Annotated in this window: 18 protein-coding genes and 2 pseudogenes; 15 read left to right on the top strand and 5 right to left on the bottom strand. The window is 64.2% G+C overall.

Features of this window, described 5'->3' with window-relative positions; translation table 11 throughout:
* Positions 1–25: 25 nt before the first annotated feature.
* The gene (locus WFR25_RS26515; protein ID WP_336975337.1) at positions 26–1027 is read right to left on the bottom strand and encodes a GSU2403 family nucleotidyltransferase fold protein; all 1002 of its coding nucleotides are present in this window, start codon (positions 1025–1027) and stop codon (positions 26–28) included.
* A gap of 241 nt (positions 1028–1268) precedes the next feature.
* Between WFR25_RS26515 and WFR25_RS26510 the strand changes: the two genes are divergently transcribed.
* The 8 genes from WFR25_RS26510 (at position 1269) to WFR25_RS26475 (ending at position 7971) form a co-directional block, all read left to right on the top strand.
* Positions 1269–1634 (top strand): ArsR/SmtB family transcription factor, encoded by a 366-nt coding sequence (locus WFR25_RS26510; protein ID WP_336975313.1) that lies wholly within the window; start codon positions 1269–1271, stop codon positions 1632–1634.
* Entirely contained in the window at positions 1631–2560 is a 930-nt protein-coding gene (locus tag WFR25_RS26505; RefSeq protein WP_336975311.1) for an MBL fold metallo-hydrolase, read from the top strand. Before WFR25_RS26510 ends, WFR25_RS26505 begins: the two co-directional genes overlap by 4 nt.
* A complete protein-coding gene (locus tag WFR25_RS26500) occupies positions 2557–2994 on the top strand; it encodes a YeeE/YedE family protein (protein ID WP_336975309.1) in 438 nt (145 codons plus the stop codon). Before WFR25_RS26505 ends, WFR25_RS26500 begins: the two co-directional genes overlap by 4 nt.
* A 1-nt stretch (position 2995) precedes the next feature.
* Complete coding sequence (locus tag WFR25_RS26495) at positions 2996–3445, top strand: YeeE/YedE family protein (RefSeq protein WP_336975307.1); 450 nt, start codon at positions 2996–2998, stop codon at positions 3443–3445.
* 6 nt (positions 3446–3451) lie between these two features.
* A complete protein-coding gene (locus WFR25_RS26490; RefSeq protein ID WP_336975305.1) occupies positions 3452–5029 on the top strand; it encodes a bifunctional protein tyrosine phosphatase family protein/NAD(P)/FAD-dependent oxidoreductase in 1578 nt (525 codons plus the stop codon).
* A 1-nt stretch (position 5030) separates the two neighbouring features.
* Complete coding sequence (locus WFR25_RS26485) at positions 5031–6803, top strand: SulP family inorganic anion transporter (RefSeq protein WP_336975303.1); 1773 nt, start codon at positions 5031–5033, stop codon at positions 6801–6803.
* 287 nt (positions 6804–7090) lie between these two features.
* A complete protein-coding gene (locus WFR25_RS26480) occupies positions 7091–7516 on the top strand; it encodes an OsmC family protein (RefSeq protein WP_336975301.1) in 426 nt (141 codons plus the stop codon).
* A gap of 251 nt (positions 7517–7767) precedes the next feature.
* The gene (locus WFR25_RS26475) at positions 7768–7971 is read left to right on the top strand and encodes a DUF302 domain-containing protein (protein WP_336975299.1); all 204 of its coding nucleotides are present in this window, start codon (positions 7768–7770) and stop codon (positions 7969–7971) included.
* Between the two features lie 76 nt (positions 7972–8047).
* Here the strand turns inward: WFR25_RS26475 and trxC are convergent, their stop codons facing one another.
* From trxC to WFR25_RS26460, 3 genes are all read right to left on the bottom strand, one after another.
* Entirely contained in the window at positions 8048–8494 is a 447-nt protein-coding gene (trxC, locus tag WFR25_RS26470) for a thioredoxin TrxC (protein WP_336975297.1), read from the bottom strand.
* A gap of 141 nt (positions 8495–8635) precedes the next feature.
* A complete protein-coding gene (locus WFR25_RS26465) occupies positions 8636–9175 on the bottom strand; it encodes a TlpA family protein disulfide reductase (RefSeq protein ID WP_336975295.1) in 540 nt (179 codons plus the stop codon).
* Between the two features lie 42 nt (positions 9176–9217).
* Positions 9218–9583: a hypothetical protein gene (locus WFR25_RS26460; protein ID WP_336975293.1), complete on the bottom strand. Its 366-nt coding sequence runs from the start codon at positions 9581–9583 to the stop codon at positions 9218–9220.
* A 257-nt stretch (positions 9584–9840) separates the two neighbouring features.
* On the opposite strand from WFR25_RS26460, the pseudogene sciP reads away from it, so the two are divergent.
* Together sciP and WFR25_RS26450 are read left to right on the top strand one after the other, a co-directional pair.
* Positions 9841–10139 (top strand): annotated as a pseudogene (sciP, locus tag WFR25_RS26455) (CtrA inhibitor SciP).
* A 144-nt stretch (positions 10140–10283) separates the two neighbouring features.
* Entirely contained in the window at positions 10284–10847 is a 564-nt protein-coding gene (locus WFR25_RS26450; RefSeq protein WP_336975291.1) for an NAD(P)H-dependent oxidoreductase, read from the top strand.
* Positions 10848–10872: 25 nt separating this feature from the next.
* Here the strand turns inward: WFR25_RS26450 and WFR25_RS26445 are convergent, their stop codons facing one another.
* Positions 10873–11688 carry a universal stress protein gene (locus WFR25_RS26445; protein ID WP_336975289.1) on the bottom strand — a complete coding sequence of 272 codons (816 nt, stop codon included), beginning with the start codon at positions 11686–11688 and terminating at the stop codon, positions 10873–10875.
* Positions 11689–11920: 232 nt separating this feature from the next.
* On the opposite strand from WFR25_RS26445, the pseudogene WFR25_RS26440 reads away from it, so the two are divergent.
* The 5 genes and pseudogenes from WFR25_RS26440 to WFR25_RS26420 all read left to right on the top strand — a co-directional run.
* Positions 11921–14374 (top strand): annotated as a pseudogene (locus WFR25_RS26440) (strawberry notch-like NTP hydrolase domain-containing protein); the annotation flags it as partial.
* Between the two features lie 110 nt (positions 14375–14484).
* Positions 14485–16062, top strand: a complete 1578-nt coding sequence (locus tag WFR25_RS26435; protein WP_336975119.1) for a tyrosine-type recombinase/integrase — start codon at positions 14485–14487, stop codon at positions 16060–16062.
* Entirely contained in the window at positions 16059–16973 is a 915-nt protein-coding gene (locus tag WFR25_RS26430; protein WP_336975117.1) for a tyrosine-type recombinase/integrase, read from the top strand. Before WFR25_RS26435 ends, WFR25_RS26430 begins: the two co-directional genes overlap by 4 nt.
* Positions 16970–17974: a tyrosine-type recombinase/integrase gene (locus WFR25_RS26425; RefSeq protein ID WP_137900237.1), complete on the top strand. Its 1005-nt coding sequence runs from the start codon at positions 16970–16972 to the stop codon at positions 17972–17974. The genes WFR25_RS26430 and WFR25_RS26425 overlap by 4 nt, the downstream gene beginning before the upstream one ends.
* 214 nt (positions 17975–18188) lie before the next feature.
* Positions 18189–19886 carry a strawberry notch C-terminal domain-containing protein gene (locus WFR25_RS26420; protein WP_419723232.1) on the top strand — a complete coding sequence of 566 codons (1698 nt, stop codon included), beginning with the start codon at positions 18189–18191 and terminating at the stop codon, positions 19884–19886.
* Positions 19887–19923 lie beyond the last annotated feature (37 nt).

Below are 19923 nucleotides of genomic sequence, written 5' to 3'. Positions count from 1 at the left end.
CCGCTCGGTAGATCGTTTAGCAGAGCTACCAGGCTGGCTTGGCCGATGACGGAGCACCATTTTTCCACATTTCCAGGAAAGGTCGCAGATCTTCGGGAAGCTGGTCTTCGAAGGTTTGCTCGAGCGGATACTGTGGCATGTTCGCAGCTATGGCACCGAGCAAAGCCAGCCCCTGTTTGCGATCCTTCGGGCGTTTTTGCGGATTGCGCTTGGGCTGGGCGGACATCCACAGCTTGTGGAGCGCGAACCAGCGGGGGTCGGGCGCGACGATGCGGGCAGGGGACCCGTCGCGGCAGCCTATCACCTGGTCTACCGGCCGGCCGAGCAACAACCATTCCTGTTCGGGCAGGGGGACTGGCCGTGGCCGGTCCTGCGTTTCCAGGGTGCCCGCGCGCGAGGGCGCGACGAGCAGTTCGACCTCATAGGCTTTGGCATTGCGCGCCTGGAAATCGCGTTCGCTGTTGATCGTGAAGGTGGGATCGACCGCCTTGAGCATGTCCCAGACCCGGTGGCCGGCATCGCCAGGGGCCTGCGCGATCCAGGCGAGGTCGAAATCCTCGGTCTCGTCGGGCAGGGTGATCGTACCATTGGCCTCGATCATGTAAGCAGCAACGGCATTGGTGCCGACGACGAGCAGGTGCGACCCTAGGAGATGCCGCCGGTCGCACTCGCGCAGGATTGGCCCTGCGTCGCTGGAGAGCATCGGCAGGCGCAAGGCGCGGTAGAGCGCCGCGCTTTCAGCCAGGGCAGCGCGCAGGTCCTTTATCTGTGCTTGCAGCGCATCCTTGCGCGCATGATAGTCGCGAAACACGGCTTCGCGCGCCGCGTTCATCGGCCCGAGGCTCTTGCCGTTGCCGCTGCGATCCCGGATTTCGTAGAGATAGACCGACCCCGAGACGGTCTTGCGCCGTAGATCGTAGGGCAGGGCGGCGAGCTCCTGCTCGGCGGCCATCCACACCTCGTAGCGCTGGCGCAGATTGACGAGCAGCCGGGATTGTTCGTCGGAGAAGGGACGGATCTGATGCATTGCCACCTTTTATCCCACATTTTCTAAAAATACAAAACTGTGGGATAAATAGGGGTACGTCTCTAGTGTTGTGGGGCATCGGGGCTGCACTCGACCGATGTGTGGTCTTGTCGATATCGGGTTTCAAGCGGCCCTTCGCATTCGTCGTCGAGCAGTTCTGGCCAGCATCTGCCCTGGCGGAAGCCAAGTCCCGCTCGGGGACTTGCATTTAGTTTAGACTATTCTACATTAGATAGAGCTTATGGAACGGCCTGTGAAATTATCTCCCTTAGCCCCATTCGGGGAGCAGGCGGCGCAAGCCGCCGCGCTGCTCCGTATGCTTTCTAACGAGAGCCGCCTGCTCGTGCTGTGCCATCTGGCGGAAAGGGGAGAGCTGCCGGTGGGCGCGCTGGTCGAGCGGATTGGACTCAGCCAGTCGGCGCTGTCGCAACACCTTGCCAAGTTACGCGAAGAGGGACTCGTGGCGACCCGCAAGAAAGCCCAGACCGTATATTACCGGATATGCGATCCGCGCGCCCGGCGGATACTCGCGCTGCTTCACGATATTTTCTGCCCGGAGCTGGGCCGAGGGCCGGCCAAAGCCCAACCCATCGGAGACGACCAATGACCGACGACACCGGGATCGAGCAGGCGGCGGCGCAAGTCCGGCGCGTGCTGGCCGGAGAACTTCGCGCACCGCAGGTAAAAGCGTTCTTCCACGAGCCGACCTTCACAGCGAGCTATGTGATCAGCGACCCCGTGGCGAAGCGGGCGGCGATCGTGGACAGCGTGTGGGACTTCGATCAGCCCTCCGGAAGGACGAGCTTCGAGTCTGCCGACGGGATTGCTGCCTATGTCCAGGAGCGGCGCCTCACGGTTGACTGGATCCTCGAGACCCACGCCCATGCCGATCATCTGTCCGCCGCTCCCTACCTCCAGCAGAAGCTCGGCGGCAAGCTCGCCATTGGCCGGGAGATCGTCACCGTCCAAGGCGTGTTCAGCAAGATTTTCAACGAGGGCACCGAATTCGCGCGCGACGGCTCGCAGTTCGACCGGCTGGTCGCCGATGGCGAAGAGCTGATGGTGGGAGAGATCCCGCTTATCGCCCTGCACGTGCCAGGGCACACGCCTGCCGACCTGGCCTATGTCGTGGGAGACGCGGCATTCATCGGCGACACCATGTTCATGCCCGACTACGGCTCGGCACGTGCGGACTTCCCGGGCGGCGATGCCGCCACCCTATACCGCTCGGTCAGGCGCCTGATGCGTCTCCCGGACGAGACCCGCGTGTTTCTCTGCCACGACTACAAGGCCCCCAACCGCGATCACTACGTTTGGGAAACATCGATGCTCGCACAGCGCACCGCCAATGTTCATCTCCATGAGGGCGTTACCGAGGCCGAGTTCGTCGCGATGCGCAAGCAGCGCGATGCGACGCTGGAAATGCCGCGGCTCATCCTGCCCTCGATCCAGGTCAACATGCGCGGCGGGCATATGCCTCCGCCGGAGGACAATGGCCTGTCCTATCTCAAGCTGCCGGTGAACGCGCTATGATGCTGCCCGGCTTTCCCGATGCCCAGCCGCTGCAAGGCGCGTTGGGCGGGGTTCTGATCGGCCTGGCCGCGGCGCTCATGTTGCTCGGCTCGGGCCGTATCGCCGGGGTCTCCGGCATAGTGGCCCGGGGCACCCGGATCGCCTCCGGCGATATGTCGATGACCAGCGCCTGGGGGTTCCTCGTCGGCCTCCCGCTCGGGGCCCTCTTGGCTGCTCTGACAGTCGACCGGGAGCCCGCCAGCTTCGCTAGCTGGCCGGTGCTGGTGGCGGCCGGCCTTCTCGTCGGATTCGGCACGCGCATGGGCAGTGGCTGCACGAGCGGCCACGGCGTGTGCGGCGTCAGCCGGCTTTCGCAGCGCTCGATCTTGGCGACCGCCTCATTCATCGCGGCCGGGATCGTGACCGTGTTCATCCAGTCCCGGATCGGAGGCTGACATGTCGCTAGCCAGGAAACTTCTCCCGCCGCTCGTCTCGGGCACGCTGTTCGGCGCCGGCCTGACTGTTTCGGGAATGACCGATCCCGCCCGGGTGCGGGGGTTCCTCGACGTCTTCGGCGCATGGGACCCGACTCTGGTCTTCGTCATGGGCGCCGCCGTGCTGGTCATGGCGGTGGCCTGGCGAATTCGCCAGCGGATGGGCACACCGGCCTTTGCCGAACGGTTTTCTCTGCCGGACCGCAACGATCTCGACGTACGCCTGATCTCCGGATCGATCCTGTTTGGCATCGGCTGGGGCATTGCTGGCCTTTGCCCGGGTCCGGCGGTCGCTTCGCTGGCTCTTTCACCTCTTAGCGTCCTGCCGTTCGTCCTCGCGATGCTCGCGGGCATGGCCGTTCAGCAGTTCGTCAGCCTCATGCCACGGCGTCGCCAAACGGTTCAGGAGTAAGAAGTCATGGGGTTCACCAACCTGAGTCACCGCCTAAGTACTTCCCCCCAGATCCGCGCGGAAGAGGTTGCGGAGATCGCGGCCGCCGGCTTTCGCTCGATCATCTGCAACCGCCCCGACGGGGAGGAACAAGGACAACCCACCGCCGAAGACATCGGCGCGGCGGCGAGGGGTGCCGGCCTTGGCTTTGCGCACGTTCCGGCAGTGTCCGGCTCCATCACCGATCAGGATGGGCTCGCCATGAAGCGGGCTCTGGACGAGCTGCCGGGGCCGGTCCTGGCATACTGCCGCTCGGGCGCGCGTTCTAAAACGCTGGCAGAAATGGCGGGTGCACTGGCCCCGCACGGTCCCGACTGCGGCAGCTACGATATCGTCATCGTCGGCGGAGGCAGCGCTGGGATCGCTACCGCGGCCAGCATTCTCAAGCGTAACCCCAAGCTCAGCCTGGCGATCGTCGAGCCGAGCGAGGTGCACTACTACCAGCCGGGCTGGACGATGGTGGGTGCCGGCATTTTCACCCGTGAGTTCACCCGGCGCGCTGAGGCACGGGTGATTCCGCAAGGCGCGAACTGGATCAAGGCGTCCGCCAGCGGGTTCGCGCCCGACGAAAACAAGGTGCTGCTGTGTGACGGCGGCAGCGTGTCCTACCGCGTGCTGATTGTCTGTCCGGGGATCAAGCTCGACTGGGATGCCATCCCAGGGCTGCGGGACACTCTCGGCCGCAACGGCGTCACTTCGAACTACAGCTACGAGTTCGCGCCTTATACTCGCCGTCTGGTGAAGGAACTCAAAGGGGGGCGGGCATTGTTCACCCAGCCGGTTATGCCGATCAAGTGCGCCGGCGCGCCGCAGAAGGCGATGTACCTGTCGTGCAGCATCTGGGAGCCCGCCGGAGTTCTCAAGGACATCGACGTTCAGTTCCACACCGCGGGTGCCGTGCTCTTTGGCGTTGCGGCTTATGTTCCGGCGCTGATCGAATACGTCGAGCGCTACGGCGCTCATCTGAACCTCGAGTCACGGCTCGTCGCCATCGATGGGCCGGCGAAAGTCGCCACCTTTGAGCAGAAGCGCGGCAACGAGCTCAAGCGCGTGGAGGAGCGGTTCGACATGATCCACGTGGTGCCGCCGCAGACCGCACCCGATTTCGTCCGGTCCAGTTCTCTCGCGGCGCCCTCCGGCTTCGTCGAGGTGGACGAAGCCACGCTGCGCCATCCCCGCTACCCCAACGTCTTTGCCCTCGGCGACGCCTGCTCCGCCTCGAACGCGAAGACCGCGGCGGCTGTTCGCAAGCAGGCACCGGTGGTGGCAGTGAACGCCTTGGCTGCACTCGAGGGCCGGGAGCCCGTCGCCGATTACGACGGCTACGGCAGCTGTCCGCTCACCGTCGAGAAGGGCAAGATCGTGCTCGCCGAGTTTGGCTATGGTGGCAAGCTCCTGCCCAGTTTCCCCGCCTGGCTGATCGACGGCACTCGCCCCTCGCGCCTTGCCTGGCTGCTCAAGGATACGATCCTGCCGCCCGTTTACTGGCACGGTATGCTCAAGGGCCGGGAGTGGATGGTCAAGCCGCACCTGACCAGCACCTGAGATGTCTTCGTTCTCCCGCTATCTCCCCATCCTCGGCTGGGCCGGGCAATATGACCGCGGGACGCTGACCAACGATCTCGTCGCGGCGGCGATCGTCACCGTCATGCTCATTCCTCAGAGCCTCGCCTACGCGATGCTCGCCGGCCTTCCGCCCGAGATCGGCCTTTACGCGTCGATCGCGCCGCTGGTTGCTTACGCGATCTTCGGCACCAGCCGCGCCTTGGCGGTAGGTCCGGTGGCGGTGATCTCGCTGATGACGTTGACGGCCGCAGGAAGCGTCGCTGCGCCCGGCAGCGCGGAGTTCATCGCCGCGGCGCTCGTTCTGGCGTTGCTTTCGGGCCTGATCCTGCTCCTGATGGGCGTGCTGCGGCTCGGTTTCCTTGCCAACCTGCTCTCGCATCCGGTGGTGTCGGGGTTCATCACCGCGAGCGGCATCATCATCGCCGTCAGCCAGTTGAAATCGATCCTCGGCGTCAGGGCTTCCGGCGAAACGCTACCCGAGCTGATCGGAACCCTGGTCCGCGCCCTGCCCACGACGCATCTGCCCACGCTCGCGATCGGTGTTGCCGCAACCGCTTTCCTGTTCTGGGTGCGCAAGGGGCTGAAGCCGCTGCTAGTGCGCGCGGGTCTGGCTCCTCGACCCGCAGACCTCTTGGCCAAGGCTGGACCGATCGCCGCGGTGGCGGTTTCGACCCTGGCCGTGGTCTTTCTCGGCCTGGAGGCGCAGGGGGTGAAGGTCGTGGGTGACATCCCGCAAAGCCTGCCACCGTTCACCTTGCCGCTGTTCGATGCCGAACTATGGCGACAATTGGCGGTTCCCGCGCTCCTGCTGTCGGTTATCGGTTTCGTGGAAAGCGTTTCCGTCGCCCAGACCCTGGCCGCCAAGAAGCGCCAGAGGATCGATCCCGATCAGGAGCTGATCGGCTTGGGCTCGGCCAACGTGGCGGCGGCCTTCACCGGCGGGTATCCGGTTACCGGCGGCTTTGCCCGCTCGGTCGTCAACTTCGATGCAGGCGCGGAAACGCCGGCCGCCGGCGTGTTCACCGCTGGCGGAATCCTCGTAGCCGCTCTGTTCCTGACGCCGCTACTGGCGTCGCTTCCCGTCGCGACGCTGGCGGCAACGATCATCGTCGCAGTGCTCAGCCTCGTCGACTTGCGAAAGCCGGTTGAAATCTGGCGCTATTCGCGCACCGACTTCGCGGCGATGATGGCCACCATCCTCGTCACGCTGCTGGCCGGGGTCGAGGCCGGGGTCATCGCGGGTGTCGGCCTCAGTCTCGCCCTGTTCGTTTGGCGCGCATCGCGGCCCCATGCGGCGGTCGTCGGCCGGGTGCCGGAGACGGAGCACTTTCGCAACGTCAAGCGCCACAAGGTGTTCACCGATCCCAGGGTACTGACCATCCGAATCGACGAGAGCCTGACCTATCTCAATGCGCGCTGGCTGGAGGAGTTTGTCCTCGAGCAGGTTGCCGATCACCCCCAGCTCAAGCACCTCATCTTGATGTGCTCTGCGGTGAATGCGATCGATGCCTCGGCGCTCGAGAGCCTCGAGGCCATCAATCACCGCCTTGCCGACGCGGGCGTGAGTCTGCACCTGTCGGAAGTGAAGGGGCCGGTCATGGATGCGCTTGAGCGCTCGCATCTTGTCGGAGCCCTGGGGGGCCAGATATGGCTTTCGCAAAATGCGGCTTTTGACGCTGCTGTCGTCAGTGCCGATCGTCACGATGACACGCAGCGTCTGCCTGATCTGTGGCTCGCCCGGGGATTGATATGACAGGACGCGAGGGCGTGCCCATCCTCTCGCGCGCAGCTTCGCCTTTACGCGATGACACAGGGTGCAACTGTCGAAAAGACGCTCCGCCTGTCCCCAAGAGCGCGGCAGGTCGAACGGGGTCGAACCAGTCAGCCTGCGGATCGCGGGCTTCACCGCGCTGCCGTGCCAAAGGGGACGCACACAGGGTTGCCGGCATCGCCGCTGACGGCCGCCGCGCGTCCATCGCGGCGCAGTGAATGGGGCGGGCTTGCTAGATAGGGCCACAGGCGGCGAACAGGAGAGCTTGATTGAACAAGGACACGACCTCTGCCCACATCATCGAAACGGGTGAAAGTGCCTTCGCCGTCCGTATCGAGGTGTCGGGCCATCACCTCACCGGCGACGAGCCTGTTGCCCAGGGAGGCAGCAACCTGGGGCCGGCGCCCTATGATCTCCTGCTGGCCGCCTTGGGAGAGTGCACGGCCATGACGGTGCGCTGGTATGCGCGTCAACAGAACTGGCCGCTCGAACGTGTGGAAGTGATCCTCACCCATGCCAAGGGCGGGCTCGAGGGTACGTCGGCAAAAGCCGATCATTTCGCCAAGACGATCCGGATTTCCGGCAAAGACCTGTCCGAGGAGCAACGCCAAAAGCTTATCGCCGTGGCGGCCCGCTGCCCGGTGCAACGCACCCTCGAGGGTACGCCTGTTATCACCACGCATGCGGCCAGTTGACCGGTTCGGTCGCCGCCCCTTGCGCGCGCGCTGGGCCATTGAACAGACCGGCGGCCAGGCACGAAAGGATGAACGATGACCTATTATATCGCGGCCAGGCTCAGTGCTCCGTTCGAGGATGCCATCGCCCGCACCGATGGCGGCGCTCAAGACCGAAGGTTTCGGCGTGATCAGCCGGATCGATATCCAACAGACCCTTAAATCAAGATCGATGTCGAATTCCGGCCATACACGATCCTGGGAGCTTGCAATTGGAAGACAAGGTCGGACTGATGCTGCCCTGCAATGTTATCGTTCAGGAGTCAGGCTCGGGTGATGTCGAAGTGGCTGCCATTGACCCGGTAGCCTCGATGCAGGCCATCGATAATCCCGCCTTGATGAGGGCTGCGCAGACAGTTCGTGACAAGCTCTCGCGCGTAATCGGGCAATTGGCACAGGACGCAGCCGCCGCTTGATCATTCGTCAGAACGCCGCCGGCGGCGGCGCGCTAAGGATCCCCGCCGCCGCCTCGCAGCTGTCCGCTGCATCATCCTACCCAGGGAGAGCCTTCCTCACCCAGGCGACAATCGCGGTGCTCGGCATCGCGCCGGACTGGCGAGCAATCTCGCGTCCCTTGGCGAACAGCATCAGCGTCGGGATAGACCGGATGTCGTAGCGGTCGGCAACAGCCTGTTCGGCCTGCGTATCCAATTTGCCGAGCCGCACATCGGGTTCGAGCAGGCCGGCGGCGGCACTAAAAGCGGGCGCCATCTGCCGGCAGGGGCCGCACCACGCCGCCCAGAAATCGACGAGCAGCGGGACGTCGCTCTTCGCGGCGTGAGCATCGAAGTTGGCTGCGGTAAGAACCACGGGCTCCTTCAGGAACAACAGCGAGCCGCATCGGCCGCATTTGCCGCTCGCCCGAACCTTGTCTTTCGGCACCCGGTTTGCCGTCGCGCAGGCCGGGCAGATCACGATCATCGTATTCTCAACTGTCATCTGGCTACCCTTACTACCCAAGTGAGCCTGAAGAAGCCTCGTCCCGGCCCCCGGCCCCCGGCCTACGGTCGCCTCGCGCGGGCAGGCGAGGCGGCGCGCAAGTAAGGTATCATCCACCAAGCGTGAGGCGGCGAGCAAGGACTATGTCCTGTCTCGCTTGTGGGCAGCCGGGCGGGTGCGCACCTGACGGTGGCGCAGTGCCGTCCTTCTTGCAGCCGCGCTGGGCGAGGAGCCGACGGCTGCGCGCTCCAACCTGCGCGCTGGGCGAAGCGCTTCTTCTGCCCGCGACAGCGCGCGGATCGCGATATCGAGCTGAACGCGCGAGATCTCGCCCACATGGGTCTGGCGCACGGTTCCGTCGGCCGCGATGAAGAGCGTCGTCGGCAGAGCCGGAGCGCCGGTCAGGACGCCGAGCACGCCCTCCGGATCCAGCGCAACATGGCGGGGCTCCAGGCCTTGGCCTTCCAGGAAGGCGCTAAGCCGCTCGGGTGTTTCGCCCTGATTGACCAGCAGGATCATCGCGCGCCGTTCGCTGGCGGCGGCGGCGATCAGCATCGGCATTTCGCGGCGGCAGGGCGGGCACCAGCTGGCCCAGAGGTTAAGCACGGCGACGCGGCCGCGCAGATCGCCTGCCGTGATGGTGCCGCCCTGCGCCATTTCGAAACGCAGGCCTGCCGGCAACAGGGTCGCCGATCGCGGCGTCCGTTCCTCGCCAAATGCAACTCACACCGCCGAAAGTACCGCCAGCAGGCCGAGTCCCGCGGCAATCGGGCGAGGCTTGCGCAGGGTCAGGACCAACGCCAGCGCTGCTGCCGCCACCCCGGCGCTCCATATCCAGCCGCCGAACCAGGCCTGCAGCGCGACGACCGGATCGAGCGCGAAACTCTCCTCGTGGACCCACACATAGGCTGCCCGGGCGCTGACAAGGCCCACCAGCAGGGCGATCGCTGCCGGCTGCCAGGATGGCACGCGAAACCGGCGCACGATCAAGTCCGTCCCGGCAAGAAAGACCAGGATGAGCCCCATGGCGACAAGGCGATCGAGCGCCATTGCCAGCGGACCGATCTGGATGATGTCATGCGAATTCATGTGTCATGTCCGTGGCACGGGCGAGAAACAACGCGGCGCCGACTGACGTCCCGCGGGTGCACGCTGGCGATAACGGCTTCGCGATTGGGTGATAATCCTCAAGGGCAGCCGGATCGAAAAGCGCACGGATAGCCCAGCAGGGCGTCGGCGAACAGGTAAGCGATCGTCTGCGGCTCAACGGCTTCGATCCGTCGTCATGGACCGGCGCGATCAGGGCAACGCCTTCTTAATGGCCGGCGCGTTATGCTGTGCGGGACATGCTCGAGAACCAGAAGATCCGGCCTGCCAGTGTTATCGGCCCCTTGGGCGACCGCTGACGCTCGAATCTCTCCCGCCGCCAGGAACCCGGCGCTGGGTCGTTCGGCGCAAGGCCGAAGTGGTCGCCGCGGTCCAGGGCGGGCTGCTCACTTTTGATGAGGCTTGCGAACGCTACGATCTCACGCTCGAGGAGCTGGTTTCCTGGGAGCGGGCTGTCGACCGCTCGGGCATGCAGGGGCTGCGCGTGACCCGCATCCAGCACTATCGCGACCTGCATGAGCGCCGGCTCAAGTACTGACGGCAGCCTGCTTGCCCACCTCAACGAGGCCTCTGAAGGTTTCGGGGCGCAGGGCACCGGCCCGCTCGCGACCAAGGATCACCTAATGATCATCCGTATTGCTGCGGTGCGCGACCTCGGGAACTCCACGAACAGGAGGACTCCATGACACGCATCGCGATCATCGACGGACATCCGGGCTATGTTCACGCCCTCGCCGATGCCTACGCAGCGGGGGCCGAGGCGACCATCCACGAGGTCCGCCGGATCGAGCTTGCCACGCTGGATTTTCCGCTTCTGCGCTCCGCGCGCGAGTGGCGCGAGACCGACCCTGTCAGCGCCATCCGCAACGCGCAGAAGGATATTCGCTGGGCGGATCATCTCTTGATCCTCTACCCTTTGTGGCTCGGCGACATGCCCGCGCTGCTGAAAGCGTTCCTCGAGCAGGTGATGCGGCCCGGGTTCGCGATCGACGAAGGCTCCGCAGGGGCAGAGGCGAAACTCCTGTCAGGTCGCTCGGCCCGGATCATCGTGACGATGGGCATGCCCGCACCGTTCTACCGCTTCTTCTACCGCGCCCACAGCCTCAAGAGCCTCGATCGCAATATCCTGCGGGCCGTCGGGTTCGATTCGGCGCGATACTCGATTATCGGCAGCGTCGAGGCGAGCGCGCCCGCCCGAGAAGCCTGGCTGCGCAGCGTTGCTCTGCTCGGCGATGCGGCGCGTTAGCGTGGCTGAATGGTGAACCGGGTCTTCACTTGCGCTCGCGTACCATCAGCACGTCGGTGCCGGCCACAAACAGCAAAGCCTCGGCCTGGCTACCGATCGTCGCATGAGCAAAGCCGCTGCGACCATGCGTGCCCAACACAAGAAGGTCAGCCTTCGTTCGCTCGAGCCGGTCCAGGACGATGCTGCCGGTCTCACCTTCGACGACAACGGGTTCGATGGCAGACCTCAAGGGCGCGATCTCCTCGTGGGACAGGAACGTCGCCATCCCCTTTTCGGCTTCAGCCCGCACATATTCCTTCACATCGTCCGACTTGAGCCAGGCTTCGTAAGGGACATGGAACGCATGGACGAGGGTGAAGTCGGCGCCTGGAAATAGCCTCGCGGCCGAAAGCAGGGCCGCGCGCGAACAATCTGAAAGATCGGTCGCAACGACAATCCGCCGGTACGGATGAGCCGGGCGCCGCCGCACGACCAGAACCGGTGCTTGCGCACGGCGGACAATATGGTCGACAACTGTTCCCAGCAGGTAATCGCCGATGCTGTTATACCGCGCGACGCCGGTCACGATCAGGTCGCTGCCGCGTTCCGCCGCCACTTGCGCCAGAATCTCGGGCGCAGACCCGGCCCGCACGATCAATGCTGCGTCCCGGGCCGCGTCCGGCAATTCCGCGCGCAGCCGTTCGGCCGTCTCTGGCGAGGCTTCGGCAACATCGCGTTCCAGAACGTGCGCAATGGCCAACCTCCCGCCATGATCGCGCACAATTTGCATAGCCCGGTCGAGAGCCCGGTCGCATCGGGCCGAAAAGTCGCTCGCCAACAATACTTCGCACGTCGCAGCCATGACCGTTCCCTTGTTGCTGAGCGGGGAAGTTCAGTTTCGAGCGATGGGTCCGGCGATGCCATACGGAATAATACCTGCCCGGCGAAAGTACTGCGATCACGCGTCGGCGCGGCTTGATCATTTGCAAGGTCCTTCACGGGTCAACGCGAGCGGCCAGGTGCCCGGTCAAGAGGGAAGGGGGGCTTGCAGGATTGATGCTGCCGATGGGGCAGCAAGTCCGGAGCTCCTCACCATGTCCGATCTGTCCGATACTGCAACCGCGGCCGAGCGCCGCGCGGCTACCATCCTCGTCGAGCGGCTGAGGTCCACCGATCCGATTACCCGCGCCGATCTCAACGCCACGATGACCGAAGGATTTGGCGGCTCCGATGCCGATGGTCTGTGGACCCAGCGCGCCAGCTTCGAGATCCTCGAGCATGCGCTCGCCCACCATCTTCAGTTCGGCCCCTATCCGCTGCGGTCGCTGACCGATGTCGGCGCGGCCTGCGATCTGCTCGACCGGCTGCCGACCCAGACGGTGCGCAGCGAAGAGCAAATCGAATGGCAGCAATTCTCGACGCCCGTCGATCTCGCGGCCGTCGCGATCGTGCTCGCGGATATCCAGGCTGACGACATCATTCTGGAACCGAGCGCTGGCAACGGTCTCCTCGTCGCCCATTGCCGGGATCACTCAGGTCTCCAGCTCAACGAATATGCCGCGCCGCGCCGCGCGCGCCTGACCCACGCTTTCCCCGATGCCGTGGTCACCGGCCACGACGGGGCGACGATCAACTCCACGCTTGCCGACGCGCCGCGCCCCAGCATCGTCCTGATGAACCCACCTTTCTCCCGCTCCGTGGGTCTCGGCGCCGACAGTCACGCGGCCGTCCGCCATCTCCAGGCGGCGCTGCGGCGCTTGCAGCCCGGCGGCAGGCTCGTCGCGGTTATGCCGGACTGGTTCGGTCCCAATGCACGCATGCGCGATCTTTTCGAGACGACGCTACGTGACGTTAGCGTCCGGACCTCCGTCCGGCTCGAGAAATGCTATCTCAAGCATGGCACCTCGATCGCGGTCCGGCTGTTCGTCATCGACAAGGTGGTTGGCGGCGGAGCGCTCCCGGCGACCATCCAGCGCGGATCAATCCGCGAACTGCTGGGAGCCCTGGTCGTTCCCGAACGCAGCACGGTCACGGCCGTATCCCCGCCTGCGCCGAAACGCTCTTCCGGCCTGTCGCTGTTCCGCGCGGTCAAGAGCACGCGGGCCGCGCCCAGGCCCTATCATGCGCCGGTCCGCAACAACGTCCTGCCGGTCGGCTACACCGCGCTCGAGGCACCCGCGCCCTTGCTCGACCAGGTCGGGGTCTATCTGCCCTACAGGCCCAGCCGTATCGTGTTCGAAGCGGCCGGCGAGCATCCGACCGCGCTCGTGGAATCGGTCGCGATGGGATCGATCGCAGCGCCGATCCCCGACTATGTGCCCAACCTTCCGGAGCGCACCGTCTCCGAGCGCCTGCTCTCCGCCTCGCAGCTGGAAACGGTCGTATATGCGGGCCATGCCTGGTCCCAGTTCCTGCCCGGCCGGTTCATGCCTAGCAAGGAAGGCGTTGGTCTTGAGGAGACGCAGGAGGGCCGCGCCTATCGCAAGGGCTACTTCCTAGGAGACGGCACCGGTGCCGGGAAGGGGCGGCAGGTGTCAGCCTGTATCCTCGACAATTGGCTGCAAGGCCGGCGCCGCAACATCTGGGTCTCGAAGAACGAGACGTTGCTGGAGGACGCCCGACGTGACTGGACCGCGCTCGGCGGCCTTGCCGCCGACATCCAGCCGCTTTCGAACTGGAAGATCGACCAGCCGATTACGCTGGAGCAGGGCGTGTTGTTCGCCACCTATCCCACGCTCCGCTCGGCGCGGGGCGATCACAGTCGGCTGCAGCAGATCATCAATTGGGCCGGCGAGGATTTCGAAGGCGTCATTGGCTTCGACGAAGCCCATGAGATGGGCGGTGTCGCGGGCGGCGAGGGCGCTCTCGGGCCCAAGGAAGGCTCGCAGCAGGGCATTTGCGGCGTCCTCCTTCAGAACCATCTCCCCGGAGCCCGCGTGCTCTACGCGTCCGCGACCGGCGCGTCGGACGTCAACAACCTGGCCTATGCCGTCAGACTCGGTCTGTGGGGTCCCGAGACCGCCTTTACCAACCGTGAGCAGTTCATCACGGGCATTCGCAAGGGCGGCATCGCCGCCATGGAGCTCGTGGCCCGCGACCTCAAGGCACTGGGGCTCTACACCGCCCGTGCCCTGAGCTTCGCGGGTGTCGAATATGATATCCTCCGTCACGAGCTGACGCCCGATCAGATCGCCATCTACGACAGTTATGCCGATGCCTGGGCGATCATCCACCGGAACATGGAACGCGCGCTCGAGCTGACGGCGGTGGTCGACGGTTTGGAGAACGCCACGCTCAACAGCGGCGCCAAGGCTTCGGCGCGGTCGCGCTTCGAGTCCACGAAACAGCGCTTCTTCGGCCAGCTCCTACTTTCGATGAAGCTCCCGACGGTCATCGCGGCCGTTCGCGCGCACATCGCCGATGGCCAGTCGGTCGTTCTCCAGCTCGTCACGACCGCGGAATCCATCCTCAACCGGCGCCTTGGCGATCTCAGTCCCGAGGAGCGCGCGGACCTCGAAATCGATCTCTCGCCGCGTGAGTTCGTCTTATCTGGATCTCCAGATAAGACATATTCTTTGCAGTCGAGATTTATGTCGAGCGGTTCGCGTGCGGGCGCGGGTTTACGTGATGAAGACATAGTTTCTACTCCAGATAATTAATGTGGCCCCAGCCCCAACCAGCTGGAGGAACCACCATGTTGCCAAAGACGATTGTTTCATTCGGACGCCCAGAACCTTGGGCCGGAGTCACTCCCACCTCAGAAGCTCTATCCACCGCCTTCCACTCTTCTCTTCTGGGGAGCGCGGCGGGATCAGCTGCGCTTTACAAAGCCGCCGCTCGCCATTTCCTGTTCTGGATCGGGCAACAGGACGTTGCAGTGTCGGCGGTCGATGACCCCGTCGTACGACGTTTCGAGAAGCATCAGTGTCGCTGTCAGGGCTTTTCTCGGCATGAGCCCAACCGACCAAAGTTCACCAGCAAGGTCCGGCGTTTCGTCCGCTTCCTGGAGGATCTGGGCATTGTCGACGTACCCGATGATGTCGATCAGATGGACACACTGTTGGCGGAGTACGCGCCATTTCTCGTCCAGGAGCATTACAGCGCAGCAAGCATCAAGAGCTATCGATCCGAGGCAGCACACTTTGCTGCCTGGGTTCGGATCTCCCGCTTGCGTTGGGATGATGTCACTGACGAACATGTCATCCAGTACGCCGGCCACGATTGTCGGTGCCCGGTATACCGCAAGCGCGGAACGCTGATCGGCCGCCACGGACCGTTACGACGCAGCAAAGGCGCGCGGCGCTTCCTCGGTTTTCTGCGTGATCGGCATATCCTTTCGCAGGCGCATAGCCGGCAACATCAAGACGAAGATCTGGCCGCCTACAAGGCATGGCTAACGACTCATTGCGGCAGCTCTGCCGGGACGATCCGGCGCTACTGCGGAGAGGTGAAGCGATGGCTTCCCATGCTCGACCCACCGTCGGATATTGACGCGGCCGTTATCAGGCGGATCGTCAGCCACCGCATCACTGAGGCACCCGGTTCCGCATCGACCATCGCCGGCATCATGCGGAGCTATGTGCGCTTTCTCGTCTCACGCGGAGAGTGCGCCCCAGCTCTCCAGCACGCCTTTCCGCCCATAAGGCGCTATCGACTCGGCACCCTGCCACGCTACATGGATGAGGCCACGATCGAGAAGATCATCGCATCCTGCCAGACCGGCACCGCGGTGGAGATCCGCGACAAGGCCATCATCCTGCTGCTGGCCAGGCTCGGCCTGCGAGCGGGCGATATCTGGCAGCTACACCTGACGGATATCGACTGGAACGAAGGATATCTACGGGTTTGTGGCAAGAGCAGGCGGCCCGACCGCCTGCCGCTTCCCCAGGATGTCGGGGATGCGATCCTCGACTATCTGGAGCAGGCACGGCCGCCGATTAGCGAGGAGCGGTTGTTCGTGCGCGTGCAACCTCCTTTCCGACCGTTCAGTTCGTCAGCGGAGATCGCCGGTATCGTAGCCCGTGTATTTGATCGAGGCGCCATTGAGGGCGTGCCGACGGGTGCCCACGCCTTTAGACATTCGCTGGCCACACGGATGCTGCGCGCCGGTGCCGGTCTGGAGTCGGTCGGCACGATCCTGCGTCACCGTTCCCCGGCGACGACCGCCATCTACGCCAAGGTCGACATACCGATGCTGCTTAAGGTCGCTCAGGAATGGCCGGGGGACGCGGCATGATGAACACTCAGATCGAACGCTATGTCGCGTTGCATCGCAGTTTCGGCCGCAAGTTCGACGTGCAGGACCGGTTGCTTCGACAATTTGCCCGCTATGCTGATGGTTTTGGCGATCGGCACATCAAAGCCGAGAGGCTATATGATTGGTGCCGGTCAGCCAGTTCCCAGAACGTCGCCCGGGACAGATTCGACCATCTGCGCCGCTTTTGCCTTTATGCCCATGCCGAGGATCAGCAGCATGAGGTGCCGCCAGCGGGCGTATTCGGGAGTGGGAAGCGTCGTCGCCCGACGCCCCACATCATCGAGCCCGAGCAGCTTGGAGCGATTATGCAGGCTGCCCTGGATCTTCCGCCGGAAGGCAAAATCAGCCGATATACCTACCACTATCTGTTTGGCCTGCTGGCAACGACGGGGCTGCGGATATCCGAGGCTCTGGCACTCCAGCGCGGGGATATCGCAGACGATGGTCTTATCGTCCGCAACGGCAAGTTCGGCAAGCAACGTCTCGTGCCGATCCTATCATCGACGCGCGAGGCTCTGGACACATATCTGGATATCCGCAGGAGGTTGGGCGCCAGCGGTGATGACCTGTTCGTCACTACGAGAGGGCGGGCACCCCACCAGACTGTTGTTCACATCGTCTTCGTCAGATTGGCTCGCAAGCTAGGCTTCCGTGGACCAACCGGAACGCCGGGTATCCGCATCCACGATCTGCGGCACACTTTCGCCGTCCGGTCACTGGAGTCCTGTTCTCGCGATCGGGAGGCGATCCGCCATCATATGGCGGCGCTCAGCGCTTATCTGGGTCATGCCGATGTCGCCAACACATATTGGTATCTCGAGGCAACACCGGTCCTGCTTCGCGACATTGCCGTCGCCGGCGAGCAGCTTTTCCTGGGAGACGCAGCATGACCGCGCTCGCTTCCCATCTCGCCGCGTTCCTGCGCGATCATCTGCCCCGCGAGCGCAATGTCAGCCCGCACACGGTGACGACCTATGCGAACTGCTTCGCGCTGCTGGTCCGCTTCGCGGCCGATCGGCTCAAGCGACGGCCCACCGATCTGACGATCGAGGATTTTCACCCTGAGTTGATCATGGCCTTCCTCGACCATGCGGAAAATGCACGTAAGAACAGTCCCAGAACCCGCAACGCCCGGCTCGCGGCGATCCGGGCGTTCTTCCGCTACATCGAGTATCGCGTCCCCGTCTGCCTCGACCTCGCGCTACGTATCCGTTCCGTGCCGACTAAGCGGACCGACACGACCCTGATCGATTATCTGACACGGGACGAGATCACCGCGCTATTGGATGCACCGGATCCCCGTTCCCGCCTGGGTACGAGGGATCGCGCTATGCTACATCTCGCCTATGCTGGCGGCCTGCGTGTCGCCGAACTGCTGTCGCTACAAATGCAAGACTTTCCGGAACGTTCGCTCGCCACGGTCCACATCGTCGGCAAGGGCCGACGCGAGCGCGTCCTACCCCTCTGGCGCGAAACGCAGGCAGCCCTGCGGGCCTGGCTCGCCGTCAGGCCGCGATGTCACGCGCTAGAGATATTCCTCAACGCCAACGACGAACCAATGAGCCGTGACGGATTTGCGTTCAGGCTGGCCAAGCATGTGGCCACGGCCGCGAAGAAGCAGCCGTCCTTGCTACGCAAGCGGGTCACGCCTCACGTGCTCCGGCATTCCTGCGCAATGCACACGCTTGCTGCGACCGGCGACATCCGCAAAGTGGCGCTCTGGCTCGGGCATGCCAGCATCCAGAGCACGGAAGCCTATCTGCGCGCTGACCCCCAAGAAAAGCTGCAAATCCTCGCTGCGCACGGGGCGCCGGCTATCAAACCAGGCAAGTTCAGACCTCCGGCTGACCCGCTGATCATGATGCTCAACGACGTCCGGAAACGAGCATAACTCCGGAGGCCTCACGCCTCCGGGCATCGTCCCACCACATTAATTATCTGGAGTAGAAACTATGTCTTCATCACGTAAATCCGCGCCCGCACGCGAACCGCTCGACATAAATCTCGACTGCAAAGAATACATCATCGACTATCTCGAGCGCGCCTTCCCGACGCGGCAAATGCAGATATTCAAGGACGACACGGGCACGCCGCGCTCGCTGCCGATGACCGATGAGAACGGCAACCCTGTCTACAATCCGGAAGCCGAGGCCGCGCGGGCCGACCTGATCGAAACGCTCTGCGCAATGCCGCCTATCATGTCCGCGCTCGATGCGCTGCTCGAGCATTTCGGGCACGATACCGTCGCCGAGGTCACGGGCCGCACCAAACGCCTGATCACGGCGAGCGACGGCAGGCAGAAACTCGAAAGCCGTTCCGCGCGCACGAGCCAGGCGGAGGCCGCGGCGTTCCAGGCTGGCCGCAAGCGGATACTCGTCTTCTCCGACGCCGGCGGCACCGGGCGCAGCTATCATGCCTCGCTCGACGCGGTGAACCAGGAGCAGCGAGTCCATCTTCTCCTCGAGCCCGGCTGGCGTGCAGACCGCGCGATCCAGGGTCTTGGCCGCACCCACCGCACGCACCAGGCGACGACGCCGCTGTTCCGGCCGGTGACGACCGATTGTAAGGGCGAACTGCGCTTCACCAGCACGATTGCGCGCCGGCTGGACAGCCTCGGTGCGCTCACGCGGGGCCAGCGCCAGACCGGCGGGCAGGGGTTGTTCGATCCCGCTGACAACCTCGAGAGCGAATATGCCTGCGCCGCCCTTCTGAGCTGGTTCGACCTGTTGGCGGGAGGCAAGCTTGCCAGCACCACGCTCGACGAGTTCCAGCACCGCACTGGCCTTGAGTTGGTCGACAAGGATGGTGTCCTCAAGGACGAGATGCCGCCCATCCAGCGGTGGCTCAACCGCATCCTCGCGCTTCCGATCGCGCTCCAGAACAGCATCTTCGACGAATTTCTCGCCCTGATCGAGACCCGCGTCTCGGCGGCGCGGGATGCCGGTCGCTTCGATGTCGGAGTCGAAACGATCCTGGTCGATCGGGCCACGCTCATCGATGATGTCGTGCTGCGCACCGATTCGCTCACCGGAGCAACGTCGCATCTGCTCACCATCGAGATCGAACGCCGGCGCAACCCCATCTCGCTGGACCGTATCCTGCGGATCGCCGACGGCGACGGGAGCGCGACTTTCATGATCAACCGCAAGTCCGGCAAGTCCGCGCTTCGCACAAAGGCACGGGCTCTGATGGAGGAGAAGGAAGGCACGCCGATCCCGCGCGTCGAGTTGATGCGCCCCACTCGCAACGAATATATGCGCGAGGACGATCTCTACGAATCCTCCTGGGAGGAGGTGACACGCGAGGCCTTCAGCGCCGCCTGGGCCGGGGAGGTCGAAGCCGTCCGCCAGACCGTCGACAGCGAAACGATCCGGCTGGCCACCGGCCTGCTCCTGCCCATCTGGTCGGCGCTGCCGAGCGACCATCTCGCGGTCAACCGCATCGTTGACGGGGAAGGGGGGTCATGGCTGGGCCGCCTCGTGTTCGACGATCATGTTCCCCAGCTTTTCACCAAGCTCGGTATCGACCGGACGGAAGTCCTTCCGCCGGACGCAGTGGTCAAGGCAGTGACGGCAGGGCGGAGCATCGACGTCTCGCGTCCGTTCCCCCTCACGATCAAGCGCTCGATCGTCAACGGCTCGCCTCGCATCGAGCTCGTAGGCTGTCCGCATGATCGCCTGCCGTGGCTGAAGTCGCTCGGCTGCTTCACTGAGATCATCCAGTATCGGACGCGCGTATTCGTCCCGGTTCCAACGGCGAAGGACACGCTTGAAAGGGTCTTGGGTGATGGGCGGCAAGACTGAATGCGAAGCTCTATACTGTTAGGGAATTGTAGAAATT

The organism is Sphingobium aromaticiconvertens (assembly GCF_037154075.1).
GTDB lineage: Bacteria > Pseudomonadota > Alphaproteobacteria > Sphingomonadales > Sphingomonadaceae > Sphingobium > Sphingobium aromaticiconvertens.
This window is presented reverse-complemented; position numbering and strand designations above follow the sequence as displayed.